The sequence below is a fragment of the Streptomyces sp. NPDC001549 genome (assembly GCF_042894025.1).
In the GTDB taxonomy this organism is placed as follows: domain Bacteria; phylum Actinomycetota; class Actinomycetes; order Streptomycetales; family Streptomycetaceae; genus Streptomyces; species Streptomyces kutzneri.
In genome coordinates this window covers 199804-226468 of record NZ_JBIAVJ010000002.1, presented here as the reverse complement: position 1 = coordinate 226468, position 26665 = coordinate 199804, and the positions used below count along the sequence as shown (strand labels likewise).

Below are 26665 nucleotides of genomic sequence, written 5' to 3'. Positions count from 1 at the left end.
AGGGGGGGGGGGGGGGGGGGCGGGGGGGGGGGGGGCGGGGGGGGGGGGGGGGGGGGGGGGGGGGGGGGGGGGGGGGGGGCCCCCCCCCCCCCCCCCCACCACCCTGGGCCGAGCGGCCGTACGGGTCAGGCGATCGAGAAGGTCACGACCGTCTGGTAGGTGTCCGCGAACATGAAGGGCGGGAGCTGGATCATTCCGGCGCCGCCGACGGCGAACTCACCGCCGGTCAGCTCGTCCCCGCCGGCGGCCTGGGAGGCCACCTTCATCGGGACGTCGGAGATCGCGCCGGGCGTGCCCGCGGTGCAGGTGCTCGGGCTGTCCGGGTTGGTCACGGTGCAGGACGGCTGGATGCCGATCTGCGCCTTCGCCATCGAGTGGCCGGTGGTCTGGTTCAGGAACGGCGTACGCGTCGCCGTCACGTCCCAGCCGAGCGAACCGCCGCGGAAGTCCTGGACGGTCGCGGCGTTGAAGACGCCGACCACCGACTGGGCCTTGCCGTTGATGGTGACCGCGCCGAAGCTGACGGCCGGCTGGCCGTCCTTCGGGCCGAGGGCCAGCGGGCCGGGCAGGACCTCGACGTCGACCGGGTTCTTCACACCGGCCTGCTCCTCCAGGAACACGAAGGCCTTGTACGGGGTGATCGAACCGTCGATCCTGATCGCGTCGGCCTTCTTGGTGACCGTGATGTTGCAGGTGGCCGCGCCGGACGCGTCGGCCGTGCCCGCACCGGTGTCACCGGTCACCGCGCCCGCGAGCAGGGCGGAGCAGGTGACGGCACCGGCCGGGAAGTTGGCGCCGGTCACGGCGACGGCGGTGCCCGCCGGGCCGCTGTTGGGCGTCAGCTTCGTGGTGACCGGGTCCTTGGGCAGGGCCTCGACCGCGACCGAGCCGAGCGAGGCGCTCGGGCGCGGCGCCGGGGTGCAGGTGGTGGTGAAGACCGAACCGGAGAGGTCCGCATCGGTCACCGCCAGGTCGAGGGCGACCTGGACGGTCGTGCCCTCGGTGCCGTCCGGGATCTTGACGGTGCCGGAGAACGCCTTGGGATCGAGCGGCTGCCCGGCGATGACCGAGACGGTCTCCGGCGGGCTGGTGACCACCTGGGTGGTGGTCCCGACCTTGAGCGTGATCTTGGAGGTGTTCACCGTGGTGACGGAGAACCCGGGGATCAGCGGGCTCGCGCCCGGGTCGATCGTGATCGGGACGACGTCACCGGCCTTGGCGCCGTCGGGCAGGGTGACCGTCCAGTTCTGGTTGCCCGAGCCGTCGGGCTGCGGCGCCGGGGCGTCGCAGTTCTCGAAGACAGCCGTGGTCTTGGTCGCGGCCTGCGCGGATCCCGTCAGGGCCACCACGCCGCCCGTCAGGGCCAGAGACAGGGCTCCCGCCCCGGCCAGCACTCTTCGTCTGAGCGTTCTCGTACTCACTGGGTCGCGACTCCTTCGTCATGACGAACCCCTCCCCCCACCCGCTGTGTGGGGGAGGCCGAGCCGGTGCGGTGGCCGATATTGACGCGTCGCCGTGATGAGAAGTCAATGACTTGCTTTCGCCCGAAGCACACAGAAATTGATGGGCCATCAGGGAGAGTCTGATGACCCATCGGATACCGACTGGTCGGGGTGGCCGGGGAAGGGGGGACTAGCGCCTGGTGGGGGTGTGGAGCAGCAGGTTCGGGGTGCCGGCCGGGAGCCCGGTGATCCGGTCGGACACGGCGCTGTGCAGCAGTTCCTCGGACACCTGCGCCGGGGTGCGCGCCGTGCCGCGCGCCAGGATGAGAGCGGCGACCCCGGCCACGTGCGGGGCGGCCATCGAGGTGCCGGAGGCGCGGGCCGTGGCGGTGGTGGAGTCCTTCCAGGCCGAGGTGATGCCCACGCCCGGAGCCGAGAGGTCCACGCAGGGGCCGTGGTTGGAGAACGGCGCCCGCCGGTCCTCGGCGTCGGTCGCGCCGACCGTGATGGCCTGGGGAACGGAGGCCGGGGATCCGCCGCAGGCGTCCTTGCCGTCGTTCCCGGCGGCCGCGGTGAAGGTGATCCCGGCGGCCACGGCCCGGACCACGGCCGTTTCGAGGGCGTAGCTGCGGGTGCCGCCCATGCTCATGTTGGCCACGGCCGGCGTGGCGGGAGCCTTGGCGGCGTCCTTCACCACCCAGTCGAGACCCTTGAGGATCGCCGACAGGGACGCGGAACCATGGCAGTCGGCCACCTTCACCCCGACGAGCGAGACGCCCTTGGCCACCCCGTACGTCTCCCCGCCCACGGTCGCCGCGACGTGCGTGCCGTGGCCGCTGCAGTCGCGGGAGCTGCCGAGGAACACCGCGTTGTAGCCGAAACGGGCGCGGCCGCCGAATTCCTGGTGGCTGGTGTTGATGCCGGTGTCGACGACGTAGACGGTGACGCCCTCGGCCCTGCCGGGGTACGTGTACGAGCCGTCGAGCGGGAGTTCGCGCTGGTCGATGCGGTCCAGGGACCAGGGCGCGGGAGCCTGTGGTGCCATCTGCGGTGCGGGGGTGTCGGTGGCTGCGGGGGTGTCGGTGGCTCCGGGGGTGTCGGTGGTGTGGAACTCCGCGTCCGGCTCCACCGAGGCCACCCGGGGGTCGGCGGCCAGGGCGGCGGCCCGGGCGGCCGTGGTGCGGACGGCGAAGCCGTTGAGGGCGGCGTCGTAGACGGGGCCGACCTCGTCGCCGGCGTCCACGGCCTCGGCGGCCAGGGCGCGGGTCGGGGCGCGGGAGGTGGTGTCCTTGAGGACGACGACGTAGGGGGCGGTGCCGGAGCGGGGAGCCGGAGAGGCGCTCGTGACGGGCGTGGTGGCCGTGGTGGCCGCCGCGAGGAGGGCGGCGGCGGGGAGGAGGGCGGCGAGTGCGGTCATGGGGCCGATGCTCCGCGAGCGGGCGCGCGGGCGCGCGGAGGGTGCGCCGGGTGGGCGCACGACACGCCGCCGCGGGGGCGGATCCCGGCCTCGGCCCGGGCCCGCGCGGCCTACCGTTCCGTCAGGCCGCGCGCCAGACCGTCATGTCCGCCATCAGGAAGCTCGGCAGTTCCTTCACCCATGGGGTCGACTTGAGTGTGAGCACGAGCAGCGCGATGTCCCCCGACTGGTGCTTGATGCAGAACTCGCTGCCGGCCGCCGCCGCGGACAGTGTCTGGCTTCTCGTGGGACTGCCTCCGAGGGCGGTCCGGCAGGAGGCGAGGGAGCCGTTCGGCTCGCCCGACAGGAGGGTGATCACACTGGTGTCGCTCTCCAGCGTGCAGCCCACCTGCTCGCAGTCGAGGCGGAGGTCCCCGGCGCGAGTAGCACGCAGAACCGGATCCTTGATGCCGATCGAGTTCTCCTCGTCCAGGCGCAACGAGGGGTAGGGGATGGCCTTCGGGGGTGCGCTCGCGGACGGGCTCGGACTCGGGCTCTGGCTCGGCTTCGGAGCGGATTCGGCGGCTCTCCGGGTCGGGTCGCCGCTCGCCGGGCGGGCCCCACCCGCCGGTGTTCCCTCGGCCGTCGGGGACTTCGCCCGGTCGCGCAGGCCGTCCGCCGTTTGGTCGGCGACCACCCAGAGCGTGCCCAGCAGCACGGCGACGGCCGTCACCGACGCGGCGGTGAGCAGCGCGTTGCGCCGCCGGCGTTTGCGCCGTTGCCCCGGTCCTTCCGGAGTCGCCGGCTCCGGAGGCTGCCACACCTGGCGCATCGTGTGCGGAGAGACGGGACCCGGGGTGGGCGACGGAGCGGGTGCCGGTTCCGGTACCAGCTGCGGGGTCGGCTCGGGTAGGGGCTCGGGTATGGGCTCCGGGACCGTCAGCTCCGGTCCGGTCACCTCGCGCCAGAGCGCCGGGCCGCCGTCCGCGTCGGCGTCCTCGCCCAGTTGCGTCCGGCACCACGCCACGATCTCCGCAGGGGTGGCCCGCTCCTGCGGATCGGTGGCCAGGCACCGGGCGATCAGCCGACGCAGCTCCCGCGGCAGCCGGGACAGGTCGGGCTCGGAGTGCACGATCCGGTACAGCACGGTCGCGGAGGGGCCGGTGCCGTACAGCGGCTCGCCCAGCGCGGCGAACGCCGCCGTCTGACCCAGCGCGAAGACGTCGGCGGCAGCCGTGACCTCACCCGCCGACGCCTGCTCGGGGGACATGTACTGCGGCGTGCCGATGGTGGCGCCCGTGGCGGTGTGCGCGGTGGTGTCGGACGCCAGCGAGATGCCGAAGTCGATGACCCGGGGCCCGTCGGCGGCCAGGAGCACGTTCGACGGCTTCAGGTCGCGGTGCACGATGCCCGCGCCGTGGATGGCCTGCAGGGCCTCGGCCACGCCCGCCATCAGCCACAGCACGGCGGGCACGGGCAGCGGTCCCCGCCGGGCCACGGCCTGCGACAGCGAGGGCCCGGGTACGTAGAGGGTCGCCAGCCAGGGCGGCGTCCCGTCCGCGTCGGCGTCGATCAGTTCGGCGGTGTACGCGCCCCGGACCCGCCGGGCGGCCTCCACCTCACGGCGGAACCGCCGCCGGAACGCCGGGTCCTCGGCCAGTTCCGGGCGTACGGCCTTGATCGCCACCGGCCGCCCGCCCTGGGTGTGCGACAGGTAGACCCGGCCCATGCCGCCCGCGCCGAGCCGGGCCGCGATGCGGTATCCGGCCACGGTGGACGGATCGTCCGCCCGCAGCGGCTCGAACACTTCGGTCGCGCTGTTCATCGGCCTCCCCCGATCCCCCGGTCAACCGATGGGCCGACCAGCGAACACCCTAAGCGCCTGGCAGGGGCCGGAGGTTGCCGGGGAGGCGGCGCGGGGAACGGCCGAGCGGGGCGGCGTGCGGACAGGGCGTGGGGCGGGGTGCGGGTGGGGTGCCCCGGCTACGGGGCGAGGGGCCAGCCGCGCATCGAGAAGACACCCTCGTCGCGGGCACCGGCGGCGTCGTAGGTGGCCAGAGCGGCCTCGTTGTCGGTGTCGACCCCCACCCACATGCCGTAGCAGCCGCGCGCCTTCGCCTCCTCGGCGAGGGCCAGCGTCAGGTCCCGGCCGATACCGCGACGGCGGTACCCCTCGTCCACGGAGAGCTCGTACAGGCACATCTCGGTGCCCTTGTCGGGGTGGCTCATCTCGATGCCGGAGACCATCCCGGCGGGCACGCCGTCGACGTAGGCGATGAGCATCACGTGTCCCGGGGCGGCGAGGAAGCGCTCGGACCACTCCGTGCGGGCAGGCCCGTCGAAGAGGGACTCGGCGGCTGTGAGCTCGGCGGGGGTGAGGGCCCGGCGGATGTCCATGGCGGCCACGATAGTGCGCGCATGACGGATGGTCAGCCGATGCGCGGCACGGCGTGGCGGCTGCGGCACCCCCCTGCGCCTGGGACAGCACTTAGCCTGTTCCGGCTGTCGGACAGCGCTGTCGAACAACTTGAGGGGGAGCATCGTGAGGAACGCCGTGGTCACGCCCGAGGGCGACCGGATCCGCTGGGTCGAGCTGGCGGGGGAGGAGCCGGCCCGGGTGTACGTGCACGGGCTCGGGTCCACCTCGCCCGCCTACTTCGCGGCGAGCGCCACCCATCCGCTGCTGGCGGGACGGCGTTCGCTGCTGGTCGATCTGCTGGGCCACGGGCACAGCGACCGGCCCGAGGGGTTCGGCTACACCCTCGAAGCGCATGCCGACGCGCTGGCGGCCGCCCTCACCGAGGCCGGTGTGGAGGGCGCCGAGCTGATCGCCCACAGCATGGGCGGGGCCGTGGCCATCGTGCTCGCGGACCGGCACCCCCACCTGGTGTCCCGGCTGGTGCTCGTCGACGCCAACCTGGATCCGCAGCAGCCCGGTCCCGTCATGCCGGGCAGCAGCGGGATCGCCTCCTACACCGAGGAGGAGTTCCTGGCCGGGGGCTGGGCCGAGGTACGGGACAGGGTCGGCGCGCACTGGTGGTCCACCATGCGGCTGGCCGGGCGAACCGCCCTGTACCGCACGGCCGTCCACCTGGCCGCCGGCACCACGCCCACCATGCGTGAGCTGCTGCTGGAGTCGAAGATCCCGCGCACCTACCTGCTGCCCGAGGCGGACGGCCCGCTCCCCGGCGCCGAAGCACTCCAGGCCTCGGGCGTGGCCGTGGTGTCCGTTCCCGGCTGCGGGCACAACATCATGCTCGACAACCCGGACGGCTTCGCCCGGGCCACCGCGGAGGCGTTGGCCCGCGACTGAGCGGTCCCGGCCTGCCCGGCCTGCCCGGCCTGCCTGTTCCGCTGGGCGTGCGGAGTGGTCAGCCCTGGGTCCGGGGCGTGGAGGCGGCGCCGTCCCGGGGCCCCGCGGAGCCCGGGGACGGGGTGCCGTCCGTCCAGGCGTAGACCCGCTTGCCACGCACCACGACCTGGTACTGGTGGGCACCCCGGCACTCGGACCGCACACCGTCCCGCAGGCTGCCCGGCCACCATCTGGCGTGCAGATCCGGGGCGTCCACCGGCTTCGGCGTGCCCGCGCCGCACTGAGGGCCGTCCAGCGGGGTCGTGCCGAGGGTGAACCGGATCAGCCGGGCCTCGCCGCTCGTGCGCACCCGTATGCGGACGTCGGTGGCGTCCTTGGGTATCCAGGAGGGCAGGGCGAACGGCGCCTTCTCCCGGGTGGGGGCATCGGCGGCGCTCGCGAAGCGCTTGCCCTTCTCCTTGTACACCTTGCTGTCGATCGTGTCGGTCACAGGGTTGGGCGGCAGATTGGGCAGCGCGAAGGCGGCGGTGGCGAGGACTCCCACGGTGGCTGCGGCGACGACGAGCGGGCGGCGGTTCATGCCTACCAGTCTCGGTGGGCGGGCCCCCGCCGCGCGTCCCTCCTCAGGACGAACCGGGAGTGCGCCGCAAGTCCCATACGGACTCATACCTCGGAGGGTGTCGGGTCCGGTTCCGCCGACGCGCAGTAACCGCGCGGTGCCCGGGGGAGTTGGCCGGAGGTGACCCGTCCGCCCAGGCACCGAGGAACCCCATGCGCCGTCGCCGCCTCGTCCCCGCTCTCGCCACCGCCACCGCAACCGCGGTGTTCGCCCTCGCCCCGGCGGCCTGGGCGACGCCGCAGGTCCCGGCCGACAAGCCGCAGGTGCTGAGCCGCTGGACGCAGACCAGCGCCGCCAGCCACCACGAATGGGCCGAGGCCCGCGAGCACCGGGAGGCCTGGGCCGCGTACGGCTTCGACTGGTCGACGGACCACTGCACCTCGTCCCCCGACAACCCCTTCGGCTTCCCCTTCGCGGACGCCTGCGCACGCCACGACTTCGGTTACCGCAACCACCGCGCGGCAGGACTGTTCCCGGCCGCCAAGGCCCGGCTGGACCTGGCGTTCCACGCGGACCTGAAGCGGGTCTGCGCGCAGTACTCGGGCTCCCGCAGGAGCTCCTGCGACGGCACCGCGTGGACCTACTACCAAGCGGTGCGACTTCTCGGAATTTCCTAGAGGTCACACGGCCGATGCCGCCGCTGACGGGGACGCCCGCTCAGCAGCACAGGACCGGGACGTGCTGGACCAGGTTGTTGCCGAAACCGCCCCGGTTCCAGGGCTGTTCGAGGGGCTGCGTGCCGCCCTCGGCGTCCGTGGCGCGGACGGTGAGCGTGTGGCGGCCCGGCGCCGCCGCCCAGACACAGGACCAGGCCTGCCAAGCCCACCGGTGCGGCCCCGGCGGCGCGACCTCGGCCCGGGTCCAGGAGCGGCCCCCGTCGGCGCTCACGTCCACCCGTGCGACGGCCCCGTGGCCGGACCAGGCCCGCCCCTCCAGCGGTACGGGGCCGGGGTGCACGACACGGGTGCGGGACATGAAGTCGGGGAATCCGGGCGGGACCATCAGGGCGCGCGGCGCGATCCGGGTGACCGGCTCGCCGGGGTCGTCCGGATCGTCGGCGGCCCGCCGGTAGCGGTAGGCCACGGCCTGCTGGAATCCGGTGAACGGCGCGTCGACGAGGGTGATCTCGCGCAGCCACTTGACGTGCGCCATGCCGTACCAGCCGGGGACGACCAGCCGCAGCGGACACCCGTGCTGCGGGGGCAGGGGCAGGCCGTTCATGGCGTAGGCGATCAGCACCTCGGGGTCGTCCCCGGTGGCGGCGGCCACCGGCAGGCTGCGCCGGTAGTCCTGCTCGACGCCGCGTTCGACGCCGTGGTCGGCGCCCGTGAACACGGCCTCGACGGCGTCCGGCCGCACCCCGGCCCCGGCGAGCACCAGACGCAGCGGTACGCCCGTCCAGTCGGCGGTGCCCACCGCCTCGACCAGCCACGGCTGGCTGACCGGCCGGGGCGTCAGGCGGGCCCGGCCGTTGCCCGCGCACTCCATGGTGACGCGGTGGGTGACCGCGGGGAACGCGCGCAGGGCGGCGAGGTCCAGGGTCAGCGGGGTACGGACCCGGCCGCCGACGGTGAGGGACCAGCCGGCCGGGTCGGCGGCGGGTATGTCGTAGTGGACCAGGACGTAGTGCAGTCCGGGCGGTGTGACCTCGTAGCGCAGGGCCTCCAGCGGAAGCCCGTGGTTGCGGGCCGCGAGCGCCAGCTCCTCCGGGCCGATGCCCTCACCGGGCGACGCGATGCGGCCCGGGGTGCTGACATCCTGCACCGACGCCTGCTCCATCTCCTCATGGTCGCGCGTGCTGCCGCTGCCGCGCCACCGCTGCCGTGCCGCCGCCGTGCCCCGCCGCGCGCCACCGCTGCCGTCACCGTGCGACCGGTCAGGCCTACGGCGGCACCAGGTGGCGGGTGAACCAGTCGCGGGCCAGGCCGGCCACCTCCTCCAGGGCTCCCGGCTCCTCGAAGAGGTGGGTGGCCCCCGGGACGATCTCCAGCCGGCTCTCGCAGCGCAGCTCGCGCTGGGCCCGGCGATTGAGGTCGAGCACCGTCGAGTCCCGGCTTCCCACGATCAGCAGCGTGGGGGCCCGTACGGCGGCGAGCCGCGCACCGGCCAGGTCCGGCCGGCCGCCGCGGGACACCACGGCGCCGATCTCGGCGCCCGTCTCCCCGGCCGCCCACAGCGCTGCCGCGGCCCCGGTGCTCGCTCCGAACCAGCCCGTCGGGAGGGACTCTCGGCGGCGCAGCCAGGCGGTGGCGTCCGCGAGCCGCCCGGCCAGGGTCTCTATGTCGAAGACATTGGCCCGGTCGGCCTCCTCGTCGGGCGTGAGCAGGTCGAGGAGCAGGGTGGCGAGGCCCGCCCGGTTGAGGTCCGCCGCCACCGACCGGTTGCGCGGGCTGTGGCGGCTGCTGCCGGAGCCGTGCGCGAACACCACGACCGCCCCGGCATCCTCCGGCAGGGCGAGGTCCCCGGCCAGGACGAGGCCGCCGGCGTCCACCTCCACCTCGGCGGCCCGGACGGGCGGGCGGGTGACGGGGTCGGCCGCCGCCCGCGCCAGCAGGAAGACGACCTCCTCGTCGGGGGTCTGGGAGAAGTCCTGGTACCACTCGCCGACGGCACGGAAGGCGTGCGGTGTGGCCAGGCACACCACCTCGTCGGCCGCCGAGCCCAGCCGGGCGACCGCGTCCGGCGGGGCCACCGGAACGGCCAGCACCACGCGGGCCGCGCCCAGCGCCCGTACGACCTCGCACGCGGCGGCGGCCGTGGCCCCGGTCGCGATCCCGTCGTCCACGACGATCACGGTCCGGCCGTCCAGGGGCACCCGCGGCCGGTCCCCGCGGAACCTCGTGGCCTGCCGGGTGAGCTCCGCCTCCTCGGCGTGCTCGACCGCCTCGATGTCCTGCGGTCCCAGGCGGCTGCCGCGGACGATGTCCTCGTTGATGACGCGTACGCCGCCCTCGCCGATGGCGCCGAAGCCCAGCTCACGGTGGTGGGGGACGCCGAGCTTGCGCACCACGATCACATCGAGCGGGGCGCCGAGCGCGCGGGCCACCCGGTAGGCGACCGGGACTCCGCCGCGGGGCAGGCCCAGTACGACGGGATCTTCCGCCTTCAGGTGCCGGAGCGCTTCGGCGAGCTTCTCGCCGGCCTCCGCGCGATGGGTGAACAGCACGATGGCTCACCCCCAACCCAGGGGAGACGGAAACCACGTACCCATCTCCTTCGACGCAACCGCATCCCCGGCCTTCCCGCAAGTCGGTCGGGGTACGGAGGTCGGGACGAGGTCAGGACGAGGTCAGTACGCGGCCGGGACCCGGCCGAGGAGCCGACCCGCCAGGTCGATGCCCACGACCGCGCCCCCGCCGGGGCTGTTGCCGCGCGCGCCCGCCCGCCAGGAGGCCCACGGCCGGGCGGGGCGCGGCTGCTCGTCGTGGCCGCCGGGGGGTGTGACCGACGGCGAACCGCCGGACCGTGATCTCGTCGAGGCCGAAGAAGGTGTTCGTCAGCCCGGCGGGCTCCAGCAGCGGCTGGTCCATGGCCTTCTCGAAGGACAGGCCGGTGACCGTCTCGGTGATCCGGCCGAGCAGGTTGTAGCCGGCCTGGCTGCAGGAGGCGCGGGTACCGGGCGGGGCGATCAGCGGCAGCTGGGGCAGGTGTGCCACGAAGCCGGCCAGGGTGTCGGCCTCGTCGCCGGTGAAGACGAGGTTCCATTCCAGGCCCGCGGTGTGGTTGAGCAGGTTCAGCACGGTGATCCGCTCCGCGGCGCGCCCGTCGGCGAGCTCCAGCTCGGGAACGTACCGGCGTACCGGGGCGTCCAGCTCCACCCGGCCCTCCGCGACCAGGCGCGTCAGCGCGGCGGCGGTGAAGGTCTTGGTCACCGACGCCAGGTGGAAGAGCGTGTGGTCGTCGACCGGCTGCGGGTGGTCGAGGTTGGTCACCCCGTGCGAGGCGCAGGCCTCCTGACCGTCCATCAGTACTCCGACGCAGGCCCCGGTAATGCCGAACTCCTCTGTGGTCACCTCGACGAACGTGGACAGTTCGCCCCGCCTCATCTCAGGTCTCTCCTGGGGGTGCGTGCCTGGTCCTGCCCGACAGGAGGACGATTCAGCCACCCGCTGACGACCCGCTGACGGCTCGCTGACACCGGTCCACGGCGGCTGTCGGCGGCGGCGGCTGTCGGCGGTCGGCGTTCGGCCGACGGTCGGACGAGCCGTGCGGTGGTGAGCGGTTCGGCGAGTTCGCGCAACTCGGCCTGCCGGCCCGTGAAGCCGGTCATCTGCAACGGGAACCGGCCCGGTACGACGGTCGGTGTCCGGCCGAACTCGCCGCGGAGCAGTGCGAGATGGGCGCACGGTGTCTCGAACGAGGGGCCGGCGCGCGCATCCGCGGCTCGGCCGGCGGCTCGCTCGGCGGATACCCGGCCACGGCGGTCGGCAGCCCGCTGCGGCCGGTTCGACCGCCGCGGCCTCGACCGGGCCGAGCGGAGCGATGCGCGCCGGGATCTCTTCGGCCGAGGCGGGGCGCCCAGCCCACCCCCGTGGGGCTCGGCGCGTTCGAACTGTACAGGTCGGTTCATATGAACTGAACTGATCAGTTCAGGGGCTGCTAGGCTGGCGCCCGACCGGTGGGGGACGGGTCGTGGATGTGAAGGCGAGCGGAGCGGTGATGGAAGAGACCCCGCGGGTGCCGACGGGCGACCGGGCCGCCCGCAAGCGGCTGGCGATCGTCAGGGCCGCGCGAACGGCCTTCGTGCGGGACGGCTTCAAGGTCGGCATGGACACGATCGCCGCGGAGGCCGGAGTCTCCAAGGTGACCGTCTACAACCACTTCGGCAACAAGGATGCGCTCTTCCTGGCCGTCATCGGGGACGCCCTCGAAGAGGCCCTGGGCGCGGCCGTCGAAGGCACCGCCGCCCGCCTGCAGGACATCGACGACCTCCGCACCGCGCTGGTGTGGACCGCCGAGGCCTGGGTGAAGGGCATGATCCGGCCCGACGTGATGGCGCTGCGCCATCTGGTGGTCAACGAGACCATCCGCTTCCCCGAACTGGGCCTGGCCTGGAAGCGGAGCGGCCCCGACCGGGTCCGTCCGGCCCTGCTCGACACCTTCGAGCGGCTCATCGCGGAGGGCCGCCTCGACATGCCGGACGTCGAAGTCGCCATCATCCAGTTCTACTCACTGGTGCTCTACCCGCACCTGATCCACAGCGCCTACGGCGTGGGTCTGCCCCAGGAGACCACCGCGGCCCTGAGCGAGACCGGGGTGGACATGTTCCTGACGTACTACAAGTACCGCCCGGCGCGGGACGCCTAGGGGGTGTCCTGCCGGTCAGGCCGGGCTCCGGGGCGGGTCCGGCGGAGCCGGCCCGCACGAAAGCCCTCCCCGGAGGGAGGGCTTGAGGTGGGACGTGAAGAGTGCCCCCGGCAGGACTCGAACCTGCGGCCAAGTGCTTAGAAGGCACCTGCTCTATCCACTGAGCTACGGGGGCCGGAAGGCGGCCTTGGTGGGCCTGGAGCCCCCGGTGGGGGTGGGGCTGAGGTCCTTGCCGGGTCAAGGATAGGGCTCCGATTGCCTTGTCCCGGCTGCTTCACTCGCGTGCCACGATGTGGAGGTTCGGTGAAGCGGTCCCGATAATCGCAGGCAGGTGCGATTCTCGCATCGCTTTTGCGCCGCGGCGCCCCTGGTGTTGTGCACTCGTTATGCCTGCGCCCCACTCGTCCGCCGTGCCCAGAATGTCCCACTGGAGTCGCGGTCGGCGCGCAGAGGACGTATAAGCTTCAAAAATGGTCCCAAATTGGGCATTCTTCGCATGTGGTGACCTTGGATGTTCGGCCTCAGCTGCTCGATGCCCTGTCCGCCCTGCGCGACCGGGTCGCGTCCGTGCGTCTGCCGCTGCCCCTGCCCGGCGCTCCGCGCGCCCGCCAGACCAGAGCCGAGCTGCTCGCGCAGCTCGACGACTACCTCGTACCCCGGCTGAAGGCGCCCGAGGCGCCGATGCTCGCCGTCGTCGGCGGGTCCACCGGGGCCGGTAAGTCCACCCTCGTCAACTCCCTCGTCGGCCGACAGGTCAGCGAAGCCGGGGTGCTGCGCCCGACCACGCGCACACCGGTGCTCGTCTGCCATCCGGATGACCACCACTGGTTCGCCGGAATGCGCGTACTGCCCGACCTGATGCGGGTCTGGGTGCCGCACGGGGAGGAGGAGGTGCCCCCCGCCGCCAGACCCCGGGCCCGCGACCGCAGACCGGCCGACACCCACGCGACCCGCGAGATGCGGATCGAGACCGTTTCCAGCCTGCCGCGCGGGCTCGCCATCCTCGACGCCCCCGACATCGACTCCCTGGTGGTCGAGAACCGGACCCTCGCCGCCCAACTCATCTGCGCCGCCGACGTCTGGGTGATGGTCACCACCGCCTCGCGGTACGCCGACGCCGTCCCCTGGCACCTGCTGCGCACCGCCAAGCAGTACAGAGCCACCCTCATCACCGTCCTCGACCGGGTCCCGCACCAGGTGCTCGCCGAGGTCTCGCGGCAGTACGGGGCCCTGCTCACCAAGGCCGGACTGGGCGACGTACCGCGGTTCACCGTCCCGGAGCTGCCCGAGTCCGCCGGCGGGGGCGGGCTGCTGCCGGCCAGTGCCGTCGCCCCGCTGTTCGCCTGGCTCGCCCACCACGCGCAGGACCCGGCCGCCCGGCAGTACGCCGTCGGGCGCACCGCGCTCGGCGCGCTGGACTCACTCAAGCGCCGGATGCCGGAGCTCGCCTCCGCCGTCGCCGCCCAGCACGCCGCCGCCGTACGGCTGACCTCGGCCGTCCAGGACGCGTACAAACGGGAGGGCAAGCGGGTCCGGGGCCGCCTCGACCACGGCGCCGTACTGTCCGGGGACGCGCTGACCCGGTGGCGCGGCTACCCGCTCGACACGAGCGCCGACGAACTGCTGGACTCGCTCGCCGAATCCCTCGCCGCGCTCCTCCAGTGCGCCGTCGCCGCCGCCGACGAGCGCATCGCCGAGGCCTGGCGGCGCGAGCCGGCCGCCGGCGCGGTCGCGCTGCCCGCGCCCGACCGGGAGGCGGGCGAGCGCATCGGCATGGCCGTACGCCGCTGGCGGCGGGTCCTGGAGGAACTCGCCGAGGAGGAGGTGGCCAAGAGCGACCGGCAGCCCGCACCCGACCCCGACGGCGTGGCCGCCCTGCTCGTCGCCGCCCTCCTCGGTGGCAAACGGGCCCGGCCCGCGGGGGAGAAGCTCGCCGAACGGATCGGCGCGCAGGCCGCCCTGCGGCTGCGCGACCGGGGCGGGGAACTGGTCGGAGACCACCTCGACCAGGTGCTGCGCGCCGAACGCGACCGCCGGCTCGCCCCGCTGGAAGCGCTCGAAGTGACCCCGGAACCACAGGCCGAGCTGATTGCCGCGCTGTCCGTACTGCAGAAGGAGAGGTGACGCGGTGACCGCCCTGACCGACCGCACCGACGACCGCTGGGACGACGGACTCATCGCGCGCTCGCGCCCCCGGGCCGTGGGCGGGAACCAGGACGAGGAGGGGGACGAGGGGTACGAGGGCGACGAGGGGGACGAGGCCCTCGTGCGGGCCGTCTCCGGCGCGGGCAGTGACGGCGGCAAGTCGACCGCGCCCCCGCTCAGCCCCGAGGGACAGGCCCTGCGGCTGCGCCTCGACGCGCTGCGCCAGCTGGTCGGGCTGTCCCGGACCAGGCTCGACGGAAAGACCCTCGCCGAGGCCGGGCGGGTACTGGACGAGGCGGCCGCGCGCCGGGGGCTGTCGCCCCAGCACACGGTCGTCGCGATCGCCGGAGCCACCGGAAGCGGCAAGTCCACTCTCTTCAATTCACTCGCCGGTGTGCAGATCTCCGAGATGGGGCTGCGCCGCCCGACCACCGCCGCTCCCATCGCGTGCAGCTGGTCGGACGGAGCCGCCGGACTGCTCGACCGGCTGGAGATCCCCGGGCGGCTGCGGCGCCGGCCACGCGAGACCTCGGAGGCGGAGGCGCTGCGCGGGATGGTCCTCGTCGACCTGCCCGACCTGGACTCGGCGGTCGGCGCGCACCGGGACCACGTGGACCGGGTGCTGGCGCTGGTCGACGCCGTGGTGTGGGTGGTGGATCCGGAGAAGTACGCGGACGCCGTGCTGCACGAGCGGTACCTGCGGCCGCTCGCCGGGCACGCGGAGGTGACCTTCATCGTCCTGAACCAGGTGGACCGGCTGCCCGGGGAGGCCGCCGACCTCGTACTGGACGACCTGCGCCGGCTCCTCGACGACGACGGCATCGCCCTCGGCGAGCACGGCGAGCCCGGCGCCACCGTCCTCGGGCTGTCCGCACTCACCGGGGAGGGCGTCGGGGAACTGCGCGAGCTCCTCGGCCAGTTCACCCAGGAGAAGGGCGCGGCCACCCGGCGGATCTCCGCCGACGTCGACCGCGCGGCCGTGCGTCTGCGACCGCTGTACGTGGCCGACGGGCACGCCGGGCCGGAGATCGGGGAAGCGGCGCGCGCCGAGTTCGAGGACCGGCTCGCCGAGGCGGTCGGGGCGTACGCGGCCGGGCTCGCCGCCGAGCGCGCGTGGCGCCGCAATGCCGGAAAGGCGTGCGGGACGCCGTGGCTGCGGCTGTGGCGCTGGTACGAGGGCCGCCGCGCGCCCCGCACCCTGGCGGGTCTGGCCGCCCTCGCGGCGATCGGCGGGCGCGGCCAGGCGGTCGCCGAGGCCCCGGTCGAGGAGGAGGTGACCGCACGTCAGCGGGTGGAGCAGGCCGTGCGGGCGGTCGCCGACGAGGCGGTGTCCGGGCTGCCCGACCCGTGGGCGCAGGCGGTCCGGGAGACCGCGGTGCGCGGCGCGGAGCGGCTCCCGGAGGCGCTGGACGAGATCGCGGTGACCCTCGGGGCGGCGGTCGCGGTGCCGAGCGTCAAACCGCCGCGGCCCACGTGGTGGCCGGCGGCCGTGCTGGGTCAGGCGGCCATGACCCTGCTGCAGATCTTCGGCGGGCTGTGGCTGGTCGGGCAGATCGTCGGGGTCCTGGAGCCGCGGCTGCTGCCGCCGGTGCTGCTGATGGTGGCGGGCATCATCGGCGGGCCGCTCGTGGAATGGTCCTGCTCGATCGCGGCCCGGGGCCCGGCGCGCAGGTACGGGCAGGACGCGGAGCGCAGACTGCGGCAGGCGGCGGCCGGGTGCGGCCGGGCCCGGGTGCTGGAACCGGTGGCGGCGGAGCTGCTGCGCTACCGGGAGGTGCGGGAGCAGTACGCCACGGTGGCCGCAGGGGGGAGCAGGTTGTCCACAACCCGGCAGTAATCCACAGGCCGGAGCGGGGACCGGCGGCCTGCCCCAGCATGGTTCGTACCTCGTACGGACGGTCCGTACGGATGGTCCGTACGAATCCGTACGGACCGGAACCATGGGGGAGGGCGGCCGGGATGTACGACACCCAGGTGACGCTGGTGGGCTATGTGGCGACGCAGATCGACTACAAGGAGACGGTGAACGGTCCGGCGGCGCGCTTCCGCCTCGCGGTGACGCCGAGGTACTTCGACCGGCGCAAGGACGCCTGGACGGACGGGACCACCAGCTTCTACACGGTGTGGGCGCGGCGGGCGCTCGCCGTGAATCTCGCCGGTTCCGTATCCGTCGGCGAGCCGCTGGTGGTGCACGGGCGGCTGCGGGTGCGGGAGGACCCGCCCGACGGAGAGGGCGGCAACCGGTGGTTCTCCGCGGAGATCGACGCGATGGCCATCGGACATGACCTGAACCGCGGTACCGCCGCCTTCCGGCGCGTGGTAAAGACGGAGACACCGCTGATGGGTACTCAGAAGGCGGCGGTGGTCTGAGTGTTCGAGACGGATAGGATTCCCCGGTACTCACGGGCACCTGGGTCTTTGGCCCGAAGGGGAAGACTGTGTCGATTGCCGTTCCCGCATCCTCCGCTCCTGATCCCACTCCTGCGTCCGCACCCGACCCTGTTCCCGCTCCCGCTCCAGATCCTGCTCCTGCTCCTGCCCCGGTTTCTCTCGAACCTCCCGCCGCGGTACGGAATTCCGCGCGGCGGCCGCTGGCGGTGGCCCTGCTGGCCGCGGCCCTCGCCACCGCGCCCGCGGCGCGGGCGGCCGCCGACTCCGGCCCGGTGGCGCCCAGGTCACCCGAGGGTGCGAGGGCCGTGCTGGACGGGCTGAAGACGTTCGGGCAGGCGGTCCTGCGGTCCGGGGACGGCTCGGTCCGGCAGATCCCGGCCGGGCTCTACGAGATGCGGGTCGACGGCGGCGGGATGCTCCAGACGTACGGGGTCGGCGTGACGGGCAACGCCCAGCCCCAGGCCCGGTACACGGAGAGCGGCTGGAGCGGCAGCCCGCTCGCCGGGAACCGGGAGGCGGGCCGGGTCCGCTGGGTCCTGGAACATTCCTACCCGCAGCACAACGATCTGGCCGGGCTCGCCAAGGCGGCCGGGGCCGGGGCCCTCACGGCGCAGAGCGCGGCCGCCGGGACCCAGGTGGCGATCTGGCGGCTGGCGGAGGGGGCGCAGGTCGAGGCCGCGGACCCGGCGGCCGAGAAACTGGCCGACTACCTGCAGCGGGCCGCCGGGCAGCTGCCGGAGCCACCGGCCTCGCTCGGGCTGGATCCGGGCGACGTGTCGGGGGCCGTGGGCACCCGGCTCGGCCCGGTGACCGTGCGGACCGGGGCGCCGAGCGTGTCGGTCATCCCGGACGCGGCGGCGGTCGCGATGGGGGTGCGGGTGGTGGACGCCGAGGGGCAGCCGCTGACCACCGCCGTCAACGGGAGCCGGCTGTACTTCGAGGTGCCCGCGGGCACCCCCGACGGGACCGCATCGGTCACCGTCCAGGGCGCGACCAAGGTGCCGGTCGGGCGGGTCTTCACCGGCGAGCTGCCGGCCCACGCCCAGATCGTGGCCGGCTCCAGCGAGTCCGCGGCCGCCGCCACGGCCACGGCGGTCTGGCCGCAGCCCCCGGTGCCGGCGCCGGGAGGTACCTCGGGCGATGCCTCGGGAGCGGGTTCCGGCTCGGCGGCCGAGGTGCTGGGCGAGCGGTCCGCGGCCCTCGCGACGACCTCCCCGGACGAGGAGCGGCTGGCGACCAGCGGCAGCTCGGCGGCCACCCCGGTCATCGCCTCCCTGGCGGTGGGCCTGGTGGTCCTCGGCGGCCTGGTGGTGCTGCTGCTCCGCAAGCGCCCGCTGGACGAGGAGGACACGCCCTGAGGTCCTGAGGGGTGTCCTGACGGTCGGACCGCGCAGCCGACCGGATGGGCCCGATGGGCCGGGTGGCCGCGCGGACCGGTTCGGATCCGCCGCCCGGGGTAAGGGCAGAAGATGGCTGATCAAGAGCTGACCTGGTCCGGCACCTTCGCCCGGTGGGACCGCCGGCTGTTCGACGCGGTGGCCCGGCGGCACTGGCCCGGGGCCGACCGGGTGCTGCCGCGGCTCGGCCGGGCCGCGAACCACGGGGTGCTGTGGGGCGGGGCCGCCGCGGCGATCGCGGTCTTCGGATCGAACGGCGCCCGCAAGGCCGCCGTGCGCGGGGTCGCCTCGCTCGCGCTGGCCTCCGCGACCATCAACACCGTCGGCAAGTGGTCCGTACGCCGGCCCCGGCCGCTGCTGGAAGGCGTGCCCCTGACCCGGCAGCTGGCCACACAGCCGCAGACCACCTCCTTCCCGTCCGGGCACTCCGCGTCGGCCTTCGCCTTCGCCACCGGGGTGGCGCTGGCCTCCCCGGGCTGGGGGGCCGTCCTCGCCCCGGTCGCCGCGTCCGTGGCGTTCTCCCGGGTCTACACCGGGGTGCACTACCCCTCCGACGTGCTCGTGGGAGCGTCACTGGGGGTGGCCGCCGGGTTCGTCGTACGCCGCCTCGCGCGCGACGCGCAGGAGGCCCGGGTCGTGCCGGGCGACGAGCGGACGGCCGCCGGGGCCCCCGCGCTGCCCGACGGGGCCGGGCTCACCGTGGTGGTCAACACCGGGTCGGGGACGGCCGCCGCCGGGGGTCTCGACATACTGCGCACCCGCCTGCCCGCGGCCGAGGTGATCGAGTGCGAGGGCCCGGAACTGTCCGCCACGCTCGCCAAGGCGGCCTCGCGGGCCACCGTGCTCGGGGTCTGCGGCGGCGACGGCACGCTCAACGCGGCCGCCACCGCCGCACTGCGGGCCGGGGTGCCGCTGGCCGTGTTCCCCGGCGGCACCCTCAACCACTTCGCGATGGACTTCGGCCTCGCCGGAGCCGAGGCGACCTGCGAGGCCGTGGCGCAGGGCCAGGCCGTCCGCGTCGGCGTGGGCCGTTTCTCCCCGGGGCCCGGGGGAGAGCCCGGCTACTTCCTGAACAACTTCAGCATCGGCGCCTATCCGGAACTGCTCGGCCACCGGCTGCGCTGGGCCCCGCGCATCGGCGGCGGCCCGGCCGCGCTGCTGGCGGCCTGGCGGGTGCTGCGCTCCCAGCGGCCCGTGCGGCTGCGGCTGGCCGGACGGCCCCGGAGCGTATGGCTGCTCTTCGCGGGCAACGGCACCTACCACGGCACCGGTCCCACGCCCCGCCGCCGCGACCATCTCGGCGAGGGCCTGCTGGACCTGCGGCTCGTCCACGGCGGTGGCCGCCCCGGCCCGCGGCTCCTGGCCGCCGCCTTCACCGGGCCGCTGAGCCGCTCCCCGATCCACGTGGCCACCCGCCTGCGCAGCCTGCGCATCGGGGACATCCCCGCGGGCACCCCGCTCGCGTACGACGGCGAGTACGCCGACGCCCCGACCGACCTCGTCCTCGACGAGCTCCCCGACGCCCTGACCGTCTACCGCCCCCGCTGACGGGTCAGGTGTCGGTCAGGCGTCGGCGCCGGTCGGGCCCGGACTCACCCCCAGGTCGGCCCGCATGAGGCCGCGCATGTTCTTCCATTGGTTCCCCAGCTGCAGCAGCTCGGTCTGTATCTCCTCGAACGACCAGCCGGGGTGCGGGATGCCGTCCTCCAGGTGCAGGGTGCGGCTGTACACGCCGGCCAGGGTCGCCGTCATCGCGTCCAGCTCCTGCAGCACCGCGTCCGAAGCGACCATCTGGGCCTCCGCGAAGGCGGTGTGCATGGCGTGCCGCGTCTCCTCCAGATCGGCCCGCGCCTGCGCGGTGGCCTCGCCCTTGTGGACGAGCCACAGGTACTTCATGAGCTCGATGCGGTAGCGGCGGTAGCCGGAGTTCGCCGTGACGTAGCAGGCCCGCCGCTTCTCCACCCCCGCCACGCGCTGCTCGCGCACCCACTGGGCGTCGGCCGCCCGCTCCTGCCGTTCGAACTGCTCCGTCTGCACGCGCGCGAGCACGCGCTGGGAGAGGATCGGCGCGAGCAGGGTGCCGGTCACCGCGACGATCGCGCCGGCGAGCGCCAGCAGCGCGTTGTTCACATGTACCTCCGTGTACGGCTGACGGAGGCCGCGCCCCCGCACTCCCCGCCATCCTGCCCGGCCCCGGCCCCGGGCGGCGCGGGGGCCCGTCCCGCGGGGCGTGCGTCCTGGGCTCGCGCACCGACGATGACCGACAGTGACCGGACTCGGAGGCTCCCCCTCCGGTCGCGTCGCAGGTCAGGGACCCCTGACCTACCCATTCGCCCGAGGGTATGGACGTACGGCAAGATGGGGTGTATCTGCCCACCATCGATCTGCCGGACGGTTTCTCTTGGCTGAGTTCATCTACACCATGCGCAAGACGCGCAAGGCGCACGGCGACAAGGTGATTCTTGATGACGTCTCCTTGAACTTCCTGCCCGGCGCGAAGATCGGTGTGGTCGGCCCCAACGGCGCCGGTAAGTCCACCGTTCTGAAGATCATGGCGGGCCTGGAGCAGCCGTCCAACGGTGACGCCTTCCTGTCGCCCGGCTTCACCGTCGGCATCCTCATGCAGGAGCCCAAGCTCGACGAGTCGAAGTCGGTCCTGGAGAACGTCCAGGACGGCGCCGCCGACGTCATGAAGAAGCTCAAGCGCTTCAACGAGGTCGCCGAGCTGATGGGCGTCGAGTACACCGACGCCCTCATGGACGAGATGGGCAAGCTCCAGGAGGACCTGGACCACGCCAACGCGTGGGACCTGGACGCCCAGCTGGAGCAGGCCATGGACGCCCTGGGCTGCCCGCCCGGCGACTGGCCGGTCACCACCCTCTCCGGTGGCGAGAAGCGCCGCGTGGCGCTCTGCAAGCTGCTGATCGAGGCCCCGGACCTGCTCCTCCTCGACGAGCCCACCAACCACCTCGACGCCGAGTCGGTGAACTGGCTGGAGCAGCACCTCTCGCAGTACAAGGGCGCCGTCGTGGCCGTCACCCACGACCGGTACTTCCTGAACAACGTCGCCGAGTGGATCCTTGAGCTCGACCGCGGCCGCGCGCACCCCTACGAGGGCAACTACTCCACCTACCTGGAGAAGAAGGCCACCCGCCTCAAGGTCGAGGGCCGCAAGGACGAGAAGCGCCAGAAGCGCCTCAAGGAAGAGCTGGAGTGGGTCCGCTCCAACGCCAAGGGCCGCCAGACCAAGTCCAAGGCACGCCTCGCCCGCTACGAGGAGATGGCCGCCGAGGCGGACAAGATGCGGAAGCTGGACTTCGAGGAGATCCAGATCCCGCCGGGCCCGCGTCTGGGCTCGATCGTGGTCGAGGTCAACAACCTCTCCAAGGCGTTCGGCGACAAGGTCCTCATCGACGACCTGTCCTTCACGCTGCCGCGCAACGGCATCGTCGGCATCATCGGCCCGAACGGCGCCGGCAAGACCACGCTCTTCAAGATGATCCAGGGCCTGGAGGCGCCGGACTCCGGCTCCGTCAAGGTCGGCGAGACCGTCAAGATCAGCTACGTCGACCAGTCCCGCGCCAACATCGACCCCAAGAAGACCCTCTGGGCGGTCGTGTCGGACGAGCTCGACTACATCAACGTGGGCCAGGTCGAGATGCCGTCCCGCGCGTACGTCAGCGCCTTCGGCTTCAAGGGCCCGGACCAGCAGAAGCCGGCCGGCGTCCTGTCCGGTGGTGAGCGCAACCGCCTCAACCTGGCGCTGACGCTCAAGGAGGGCGGCAACCTGCTGCTCCTCGACGAGCCCACCAACGACCTCGACGTCGAGACCCTGTCCTCGCTCGAGAACGCGCTGCTGGAGTTCCCCGGTGCGGCCGTGGTCATCTCCCACGACCGCTGGTTCCTCGACCGGGTCGCCACGCACATCCTGGCGTACGAGGGCGAGTCCAAGTGGTACTGGTTCGAGGGCAACTTCGAGTCGTACGAGAAGAACAAGGTCGAGCGGCTCGGCGCGGACGCGACCCGTCCGCACCGTGCCACCTACAAGAAGCTCACCCGAGGCTGAGGTCGCGGTCATGGCCAGACACCACTACCGGTGCCCCCTGCGCTGGGCGGACATGGATGCCTTCGGGCACGTCAACAACGTCGTCTTCCTCCGCTATCTGGAGGAGGCGCGGATCGACTTCATGTTCCGCCTCGCGCCGGGGGAGGGCAGTGAGTCCTTCACGGGCGGGTCCGTCGTGGCCCGTCACGAGATCGACTACAAGCTGCCCCTCGTGCACCGCCACGAGCCGGTCCTCATCGAGTCCTGGGTGACCCGGATAGGCGCCGCGTCCCTGACCATCCGCTACGAGGTCAAGGACGAGGCGACCGAGGACGCGCCCGAGACGGTCTACGTACGCGCCGAGACCGTGGTCGTGCCCTACAACCTCGCCGCGGGGCGGCCCCGCCGCATCACGGCCGAGGAGAGGCACTTCCTCGAGGAGTACCTCGACGAACCCGCGACCGGGTCCGAGTCCGGCACCGGCCGGGAAGGGCCCCTCGCGGCATGAACGACCAGCTGCGCTTCGCCGATTCCGGGGAGGCGGCGGACCTCGCCGCCTTCCTGGGCCGGCTGGTGCACTACGACCGCGCCGCCGCCGTACGCCTCCAGGCGGGCGGCGGCGCGCTCGCCGTCTTCGGACGGCCGCCGTCCTTCGACATCCTGGCCATCCGCACGGTGCGGCTCGCCGCACCCGTCGCGATGCCGCTGGACCTGACGGTGTCCGCGGGTGAGCTGCTGGAGTCCGTGGACGAGGCCTCGGCCGAGGCCACCGTGCCCGGGCCGGTCACCGGACCGCCCTGGGCCGGCGTGCTTCCGCCCCGCGGCGGCTGGCGGCAGGTTCCGGGGCTGCCCGGCCCCGAGGCGATGGGAGCGGCCGTGGCCGCCGCCGTCGCCGAGTTCCGGGCCCGGGACGAGGCCCTGCCCGTGCAGCACCGGACCCGGTCCGAGCGCGACCGCATCGGCCGCGAGATCTGGTCCCGCACCCTGGGCGACACCGAGCTCCCGCTGCGCGCCGTGCACGCCGCGCAGTCCCTGGGCTTCCTACGGCCGGTACGGGCCGCCGTGCCCGCCCCCGCCCCCCTGCCCGGCGCCCCCGCCTCCGACCCCGTGGCGCTGCTCGCCGCCGGGACCTGGCTGCGGCTGCGCACCCCGTACGGATCCGTCGCCATGCGCCGCCCCGGCGTCACCGGCGGCCTGGGCGCCCTCCAGGTCCGGCCGGTCTAGTGCTGTGACCCGGTGAACCTTTCCGGTCACAGCACCAGCTCGCGCCTCCGCCGGGGCTGATTGATCCGGGACTACCCGTTGAAGCTGTGGACGTGGTTCGGGCGGCTCACGACGAACTCGTTCATGAGGATCGTCCGCGAGGTCGAGTCCGAGGTGTTCGAGCACCACTCGAAGGCGCGGTGCGGGACCACCTCCTGATAGCGGTCCCGCCATTCGGCGCCGTCGGGCGCGTAGGCGTAGCAGTACCAGATCGGGTTGAAGTTGACGTCGCCGCCGAAGACCGTGGAGCTCTGCCCGGGGCCGATCCTCCACCAGCCCTTCTTCACCCAGCTGCTGCCGTCGGAGCAGTTGGGCTGGTGCCACTCGACCATCGTCCAGATTTCCGTGTGGTAGTTGTTCTGGAGCCTCAATGACATGACGCGCCTCCTACTCGGATTCCGGCTGCCTGCGGGCGGCCGGGCTGCCGTCGGACCGGACCGGGGTCGCCGGCCCCAGACTGGGACTCGATGCGCTCGTGCTCACCGCTTGTGCCTGGCCGGAGCCGGCAGCAGGCCGGCCCGAGGTGAGCACGCGTTCCAGTGCCTCTTCGTCCGCATCGGTAGTCGGATCCGCACCGTCGGTAGTGTCGTGGGACATGAGTCTCCTGCTCTCCGTGGGTTGGTTGGTGCGCAGGAGAGGTTCCCGGCAGGAGAGCCGTGTATCGCGAAGAGCGCACTCTTGCCCCGTACGGGCCCCAGGGGGGGTGTCTTGCCGATCAGGCCGGGCTCGTGCTCTAGCCGGCCGTGTTGATCATCGACGCGGCGGCGTACGTCAGGTACTTCCACAGCTGCGCCTCGTGCTCCGGCGCCAGACCCAGCTCGTCCAGCGCGACCCGCATGTGCGTCAGCCACGCGTCGTGGGCGGCCGCGTCCACCTGGAACGGCGCGTGCCGCATCCGCAGGCGCGGGTGGCCGCGGTGCTGGCTGTAGGTGGTCGGACCACCCCAGTACTGCATCAGGAACAGCGCGAACCGCTCCTCGGCGGGGCCCAGGTCCTCCTCCGGGTACATCGGGCGCAGCAGCGGGTCCTCCGCGACCCCCTGGTAGAAGCGCCGGACGAGGCGGCGGAAGGTGTCCTCGCCGCCCACCTGCTCGTAGAAGGTCTGCTCCTGAAGCGTGCCCCGCGGAATCTCATTCACCCGACCATCGTCTCAGACGCCCGGATCCAGGACCGAGGTCCTAGGACCATCCCCCGAAGCCCTCGCAGGCCCCCTCAAGCCCCTCAGCCCCCTCAAGACCCCCGTGCCCCCTCGCGTTCGCACCCGGCGGCCCGGCGCAGGACAGTGGAGGCATGGCCGCACACACCGCGCACACCGAGACACGGGACCTGCGGGAGACCGCGCACGCCGCCCAGGTGCGGGAGCTGACCGCCGCCGGCGTGCTGGAGGACCCGCGCTGGCGGGCGGCCTTCGCCGCCGTGCCCCGGCACGTGTTCGTCCCCTACTTCTGGACCGGCCGCGGCGCCGGCCACGAGCGGCTCTGGGCGCAGGACCCCGACCCCGAACGCCGGGCCCGCTGGCTGCGCGGGGTCTACGTCGACACCCCGCTGGCCACGCGGATGCGCGACGGCCTGCAGGTCTCCTCCAGCAGCCAGCCGTCCCTGATGGCGAAGATGCTGGCCGCCCTGGACGTGCGCGACGGCGACGACGTCCTGGAGATCGGCGCGGGCACCGGCTACAACGCGGCCCTGCTCTGCCACCGGCTCGGCGAGGAGCACGTCACCACCGTGGACCTGGACGAGGAGATCACCGAGTCCGCGCGGGCGCACCTGGCCGAGCTCGGCTACCACCCGGTGGTGGTCACCGGGGACGGGGCGCGCGGCTGCCCCGCCCGGGCCCCGTTCGACCGGATCATCGTGACCTGCACGCTGCCGCTGATCCCGCACGCCTGGCTCGGCCAGTGCCGGCCCGGGGCACGGATCCTGGCGCCGCTGTCGACCGGCCTGATCGCGCTGACCGTCCAGGACGCCGGCTTCGCCGAAGGCAACTTCCTGCACACCTCGGCGTACTTCGTCCCGCTGCGCGGTGCCACGGCCGCCCCACCGCCCTACCCGGCCGGTACGGAGTACGGGCTCCCGTACGAGCTGGTGGAGAACGAGCGCTTCCAGTTCATGCTCGTGCTGACCGCGGGCGTACTGCACCCCCGCGAGGCGCTGGACCTGTGGCGCCGCGAGGGCCGCCCGGCCCGGGAGCGCTTCGGGGTCTCGGTCAGCACCGAGGGCCAGTGGTCGTGGCTCGACGATCCCCAGGGGCCGTACGTGTGGCCCCTGGGGGAGGGGTGAATCAGCCGCGGCGGATCGTGATCGTCGTCCAGGCGCCCACGTGGACCCGGTCGCCGTCGGCGAGGGGGACCGGGACGTAGGGCTGGATCGGCTCCTCGCCGCCGTTGATCGTGGTGCCGTTGGTGGAGTTCTGGTCCACCACCGCCCAGCTGAGGTCGGGCTGCTGGACGAGCACCGCGTGCTGGTGGGAGACGCCCGGGTCCTCCGGGGGCACCGACAGGTCGATGTCGGGGGACTCGCCCGTGGAGGCGCGGCGGCGGCCGATGGTGATCTGGCCGCCGGACAGCGGAAGGTGCTGCTCCGGGGAGTAGGCGGGCAGGTTCAGCCCGGCGGCCTCGGGGCCGCTGCGCTGCATCATCGCCATGAAGTACGAGCGGTCGGGCGCGATCGTCGCGCTCCAGGCGCCCCCGCCCTGGGGCGGGAAGGGCTGGTGCTGCGGCGGAGGCTGCTGCTGGTACTGCTGCTGGGGCGGCGGTCCCTGCTGCTGGTACTCCTGCTGGTACTCCCGCTGTTGCTGCGGCGGGGGCTGCTGCTGGTACTGGGGCTGCGGGGCCCGCTGGTACTCCAGCGGCGACTCGTGCGCGGGCGGCGGCAGCAGCCAGTCGTCCTCGCGCTGCAGCGGCTCGGCCGGCCGGTTGACCCGGGACGGCCGCGAGCCCTGGTATTCGAAGTGGTCCTGGGCGTAGGTCCCGGGAGCGGGCACGGGCGGCGGAGGCGTACCGCGGCCTCCGGCACCGCCACCGACGCCGGCACCCGTCGCCTGGGGTCCCGGTTCCGGGGCCGGCGGGGCGTACGCAGTCGGCGTACGGGTGAGGAAGTTGTAGCGGCATTCCTCGCAGAACGGGGCCATGGCCTCGCGCGGGGTCCGGCACTGCGGGCAGAGCTCGGCCTGGGCGGTCGGTTCACTGGCGGTCGGGGGGAAGCCGTAGCCGTAGGACGGCACCGGGGGCGGGCCCTGGGAGGCAGCCATGCGGTGGCCGCAGACCTCGCACCAGTCGTCGGACGCGGACTGGTGCCCGTTCGGGCAGGTCGGCATGGCGGCGCTTCCCCCTTCTTCTCCCTGCGTC

24 protein-coding genes and 1 tRNA gene are annotated in these 26665 nt (G+C 73.6%); 12 read left to right on the top strand and 13 right to left on the bottom strand.

The features are described 5' to 3' along the window. Positions 1–125 precede the first annotated feature (125 nt). From ACFY04_RS03890 to ACFY04_RS03875, 4 genes are all read right to left on the bottom strand, one after another. Complete coding sequence (locus ACFY04_RS03890; protein WP_389114067.1) at positions 126–1421, bottom strand: hypothetical protein; 1296 nt, start codon at positions 1419–1421, stop codon at positions 126–128. 211 nt (positions 1422–1632) lie between these two features. Further along, positions 1633–2859, bottom strand: a complete 1227-nt coding sequence (locus tag ACFY04_RS03885; protein ID WP_389114066.1) for a S8 family peptidase — start codon at positions 2857–2859, stop codon at positions 1633–1635. A gap of 121 nt (positions 2860–2980) precedes the next feature. After that, entirely contained in the window at positions 2981–4663 is a 1683-nt protein-coding gene (locus tag ACFY04_RS03880; protein WP_389114065.1) for a serine/threonine-protein kinase, read from the bottom strand. A 158-nt stretch (positions 4664–4821) separates the two neighbouring features. Next, positions 4822–5235, bottom strand: a complete 414-nt coding sequence (locus ACFY04_RS03875; protein ID WP_389114064.1) for a GNAT family N-acetyltransferase — start codon at positions 5233–5235, stop codon at positions 4822–4824. A 145-nt stretch (positions 5236–5380) separates the two neighbouring features. On the opposite strand from ACFY04_RS03875, the gene ACFY04_RS03870 reads away from it, so the two are divergent. Next, positions 5381–6151, top strand: coding sequence for an alpha/beta fold hydrolase (locus ACFY04_RS03870; RefSeq protein ID WP_389114063.1), 771 nt, complete (start codon positions 5381–5383; stop codon positions 6149–6151). A gap of 58 nt (positions 6152–6209) precedes the next feature. On the opposite strand, the gene ACFY04_RS03865 is transcribed toward ACFY04_RS03870, so the two are convergent. Further along, a complete protein-coding gene (locus tag ACFY04_RS03865) occupies positions 6210–6731 on the bottom strand; it encodes a hypothetical protein (RefSeq protein ID WP_389114062.1) in 522 nt (173 codons plus the stop codon). Between the two features lie 191 nt (positions 6732–6922). On the opposite strand from ACFY04_RS03865, the gene ACFY04_RS03860 reads away from it, so the two are divergent. Further along, positions 6923–7387, top strand: coding sequence for a phospholipase (locus ACFY04_RS03860; RefSeq protein WP_389114061.1), 465 nt, complete (start codon positions 6923–6925; stop codon positions 7385–7387). A gap of 40 nt (positions 7388–7427) precedes the next feature. On the opposite strand, the gene ACFY04_RS03855 is transcribed toward ACFY04_RS03860, so the two are convergent. The 3 genes from ACFY04_RS03855 to ACFY04_RS03845 all read right to left on the bottom strand — a co-directional run bounded on the left by ACFY04_RS03855 (position 7428) and on the right by ACFY04_RS03845 (position 10816). Beyond that, entirely contained in the window at positions 7428–8549 is a 1122-nt protein-coding gene (locus ACFY04_RS03855) for a sulfite oxidase (protein WP_389114060.1), read from the bottom strand. 103 nt (positions 8550–8652) lie between these two features. Continuing rightward, on the bottom strand, positions 8653–9936 hold the full coding sequence (locus ACFY04_RS03850; protein WP_389114059.1) for a phosphoribosyltransferase family protein: 1284 nt from the start codon (positions 9934–9936) through the stop codon (positions 8653–8655). Between the two features lie 112 nt (positions 9937–10048). Further along, on the bottom strand, positions 10049–10816 hold the full coding sequence (locus tag ACFY04_RS03845; protein WP_389114058.1) for a serine hydrolase domain-containing protein: 768 nt from the start codon (positions 10814–10816) through the stop codon (positions 10049–10051). A gap of 613 nt (positions 10817–11429) precedes the next feature. On the opposite strand from ACFY04_RS03845, the gene ACFY04_RS03840 reads away from it, so the two are divergent. Further along, positions 11430–12077 carry a TetR/AcrR family transcriptional regulator gene (locus ACFY04_RS03840; protein ID WP_389114057.1) on the top strand — a complete coding sequence of 216 codons (648 nt, stop codon included), beginning with the start codon at positions 11430–11432 and terminating at the stop codon, positions 12075–12077. Positions 12078–12179: 102 nt separating this feature from the next. Here ACFY04_RS03840 and ACFY04_RS03835 read toward each other — a convergent pair. After that, a tRNA-Arg gene (locus ACFY04_RS03835) sits at positions 12180–12252 on the bottom strand. Between the two features lie 332 nt (positions 12253–12584). Between ACFY04_RS03835 and ACFY04_RS03830 the strand changes: the two genes are divergently transcribed. From ACFY04_RS03830 to ACFY04_RS03810, 5 genes are all read left to right on the top strand, one after another. Beyond that, complete coding sequence (locus ACFY04_RS03830) at positions 12585–14201, top strand: dynamin family protein (RefSeq protein WP_389114056.1); 1617 nt, start codon at positions 12585–12587, stop codon at positions 14199–14201. Positions 14202–14205: 4 nt separating this feature from the next. Next, positions 14206–16059: a GTPase gene (locus ACFY04_RS03825; RefSeq protein ID WP_389114055.1), complete on the top strand. Its 1854-nt coding sequence runs from the start codon at positions 14206–14208 to the stop codon at positions 16057–16059. A gap of 122 nt (positions 16060–16181) precedes the next feature. Further along, the gene (locus ACFY04_RS03820; RefSeq protein WP_389114054.1) at positions 16182–16592 is read left to right on the top strand and encodes a single-stranded DNA-binding protein; all 411 of its coding nucleotides are present in this window, start codon (positions 16182–16184) and stop codon (positions 16590–16592) included. Positions 16593–16819: 227 nt separating this feature from the next. Then, complete coding sequence (locus tag ACFY04_RS03815; protein ID WP_389114053.1) at positions 16820–17971, top strand: thioester domain-containing protein; 1152 nt, start codon at positions 16820–16822, stop codon at positions 17969–17971. A gap of 111 nt (positions 17972–18082) precedes the next feature. Continuing rightward, positions 18083–19558, top strand: a complete 1476-nt coding sequence (locus tag ACFY04_RS03810; protein WP_389114052.1) for a bifunctional phosphatase PAP2/diacylglycerol kinase family protein — start codon at positions 18083–18085, stop codon at positions 19556–19558. A 15-nt stretch (positions 19559–19573) separates the two neighbouring features. On the opposite strand, the gene ACFY04_RS03805 is transcribed toward ACFY04_RS03810, so the two are convergent. Beyond that, positions 19574–20140 (bottom strand): hypothetical protein, encoded by a 567-nt coding sequence (locus ACFY04_RS03805; protein WP_389114051.1) that lies wholly within the window; start codon positions 20138–20140, stop codon positions 19574–19576. 271 nt (positions 20141–20411) lie between these two features. Between ACFY04_RS03805 and ettA the strand changes: the two genes are divergently transcribed. The 3 genes from ettA to ACFY04_RS03790 are packed head-to-tail and all read left to right on the top strand — an operon-like array spanning position 20412 to position 23279. Continuing rightward, a complete protein-coding gene (gene ettA / locus ACFY04_RS03800) occupies positions 20412–22076 on the top strand; it encodes an energy-dependent translational throttle protein EttA (RefSeq protein WP_314244655.1) in 1665 nt (554 codons plus the stop codon). A gap of 10 nt (positions 22077–22086) precedes the next feature. After that, on the top strand, positions 22087–22563 hold the full coding sequence (locus ACFY04_RS03795; protein WP_314244657.1) for a thioesterase family protein: 477 nt from the start codon (positions 22087–22089) through the stop codon (positions 22561–22563). After that, a complete protein-coding gene (locus tag ACFY04_RS03790; protein ID WP_389114050.1) occupies positions 22560–23279 on the top strand; it encodes a hypothetical protein in 720 nt (239 codons plus the stop codon). The genes ACFY04_RS03795 and ACFY04_RS03790 overlap by 4 nt, the downstream gene beginning before the upstream one ends. 71 nt (positions 23280–23350) lie before the next feature. On the opposite strand, the gene ACFY04_RS03785 is transcribed toward ACFY04_RS03790, so the two are convergent. After that, positions 23351–23695, bottom strand: a complete 345-nt coding sequence (locus ACFY04_RS03785) for a DUF1036 domain-containing protein (RefSeq protein ID WP_389114049.1) — start codon at positions 23693–23695, stop codon at positions 23351–23353. Between the two features lie 356 nt (positions 23696–24051). Continuing rightward, positions 24052–24456: a globin gene (locus tag ACFY04_RS03780; RefSeq protein ID WP_389114048.1), complete on the bottom strand. Its 405-nt coding sequence runs from the start codon at positions 24454–24456 to the stop codon at positions 24052–24054. A 152-nt stretch (positions 24457–24608) separates the two neighbouring features. On the opposite strand from ACFY04_RS03780, the gene ACFY04_RS03775 reads away from it, so the two are divergent. After that, complete coding sequence (locus tag ACFY04_RS03775; RefSeq protein ID WP_389114047.1) at positions 24609–25598, top strand: methyltransferase domain-containing protein; 990 nt, start codon at positions 24609–24611, stop codon at positions 25596–25598. Between the two features lies 1 nt (position 25599). On the opposite strand, the gene ACFY04_RS03770 is transcribed toward ACFY04_RS03775, so the two are convergent. After that, complete coding sequence (locus tag ACFY04_RS03770) at positions 25600–26634, bottom strand: FHA domain-containing protein (RefSeq protein WP_389114280.1); 1035 nt, start codon at positions 26632–26634, stop codon at positions 25600–25602. Between the last annotated feature and the right edge of the window lie 31 nt (positions 26635–26665).

Excerpts from the sequence above, each read along its gene's own strand:
- ACFY04_RS03865 (WP_389114062.1), bottom strand. The coding sequence starts at position 6,731 with ATGAACCGCCGCCCGCTCGTCGTCGCCGCAGCCACCGTGGGAGTCCTC.
- ACFY04_RS03875 (WP_389114064.1), bottom strand. The coding sequence starts at position 5,235 with ATGGACATCCGCCGGGCCCTCACCCCCGCCGAGCTCACAGCCGCCGAG.
- ACFY04_RS03880 (WP_389114065.1), bottom strand. The coding sequence starts at position 4,663 with ATGAACAGCGCGACCGAAGTGTTCGAGCCGCTGCGGGCGGACGATCCG.
- ACFY04_RS03785 (WP_389114049.1), bottom strand. The coding sequence starts at position 23,695 with ATGTCATTGAGGCTCCAGAACAACTACCACACGGAAATCTGGACGATG.
- ACFY04_RS03770 (WP_389114280.1), bottom strand. The coding sequence starts at position 26,634 with ATGCCGACCTGCCCGAACGGGCACCAGTCCGCGTCCGACGACTGGTGC.
- ACFY04_RS03820 (WP_389114054.1), top strand. The coding sequence starts at position 16,182 with ATGTACGACACCCAGGTGACGCTGGTGGGCTATGTGGCGACGCAGATC.
- ACFY04_RS03775 (WP_389114047.1), top strand. The coding sequence starts at position 24,609 with ATGGCCGCACACACCGCGCACACCGAGACACGGGACCTGCGGGAGACC.
- ACFY04_RS03795 (WP_314244657.1), top strand. The coding sequence starts at position 22,087 with ATGGCCAGACACCACTACCGGTGCCCCCTGCGCTGGGCGGACATGGAT.
- ACFY04_RS03855 (WP_389114060.1), bottom strand. The coding sequence starts at position 8,549 with ATGGAGCAGGCGTCGGTGCAGGATGTCAGCACCCCGGGCCGCATCGCG.
- ACFY04_RS03885 (WP_389114066.1), bottom strand. The coding sequence starts at position 2,859 with ATGACCGCACTCGCCGCCCTCCTCCCCGCCGCCGCCCTCCTCGCGGCG.
- ACFY04_RS03840 (WP_389114057.1), top strand. The coding sequence starts at position 11,430 with ATGGAAGAGACCCCGCGGGTGCCGACGGGCGACCGGGCCGCCCGCAAG.
- ACFY04_RS03860 (WP_389114061.1), top strand. The coding sequence starts at position 6,923 with ATGCGCCGTCGCCGCCTCGTCCCCGCTCTCGCCACCGCCACCGCAACC.
- ACFY04_RS03810 (WP_389114052.1), top strand. The coding sequence starts at position 18,083 with ATGGCTGATCAAGAGCTGACCTGGTCCGGCACCTTCGCCCGGTGGGAC.
- ACFY04_RS03790 (WP_389114050.1), top strand. The coding sequence starts at position 22,560 with ATGAACGACCAGCTGCGCTTCGCCGATTCCGGGGAGGCGGCGGACCTC.
- ACFY04_RS03845 (WP_389114058.1), bottom strand. The coding sequence starts at position 10,816 with ATGAGGCGGGGCGAACTGTCCACGTTCGTCGAGGTGACCACAGAGGAG.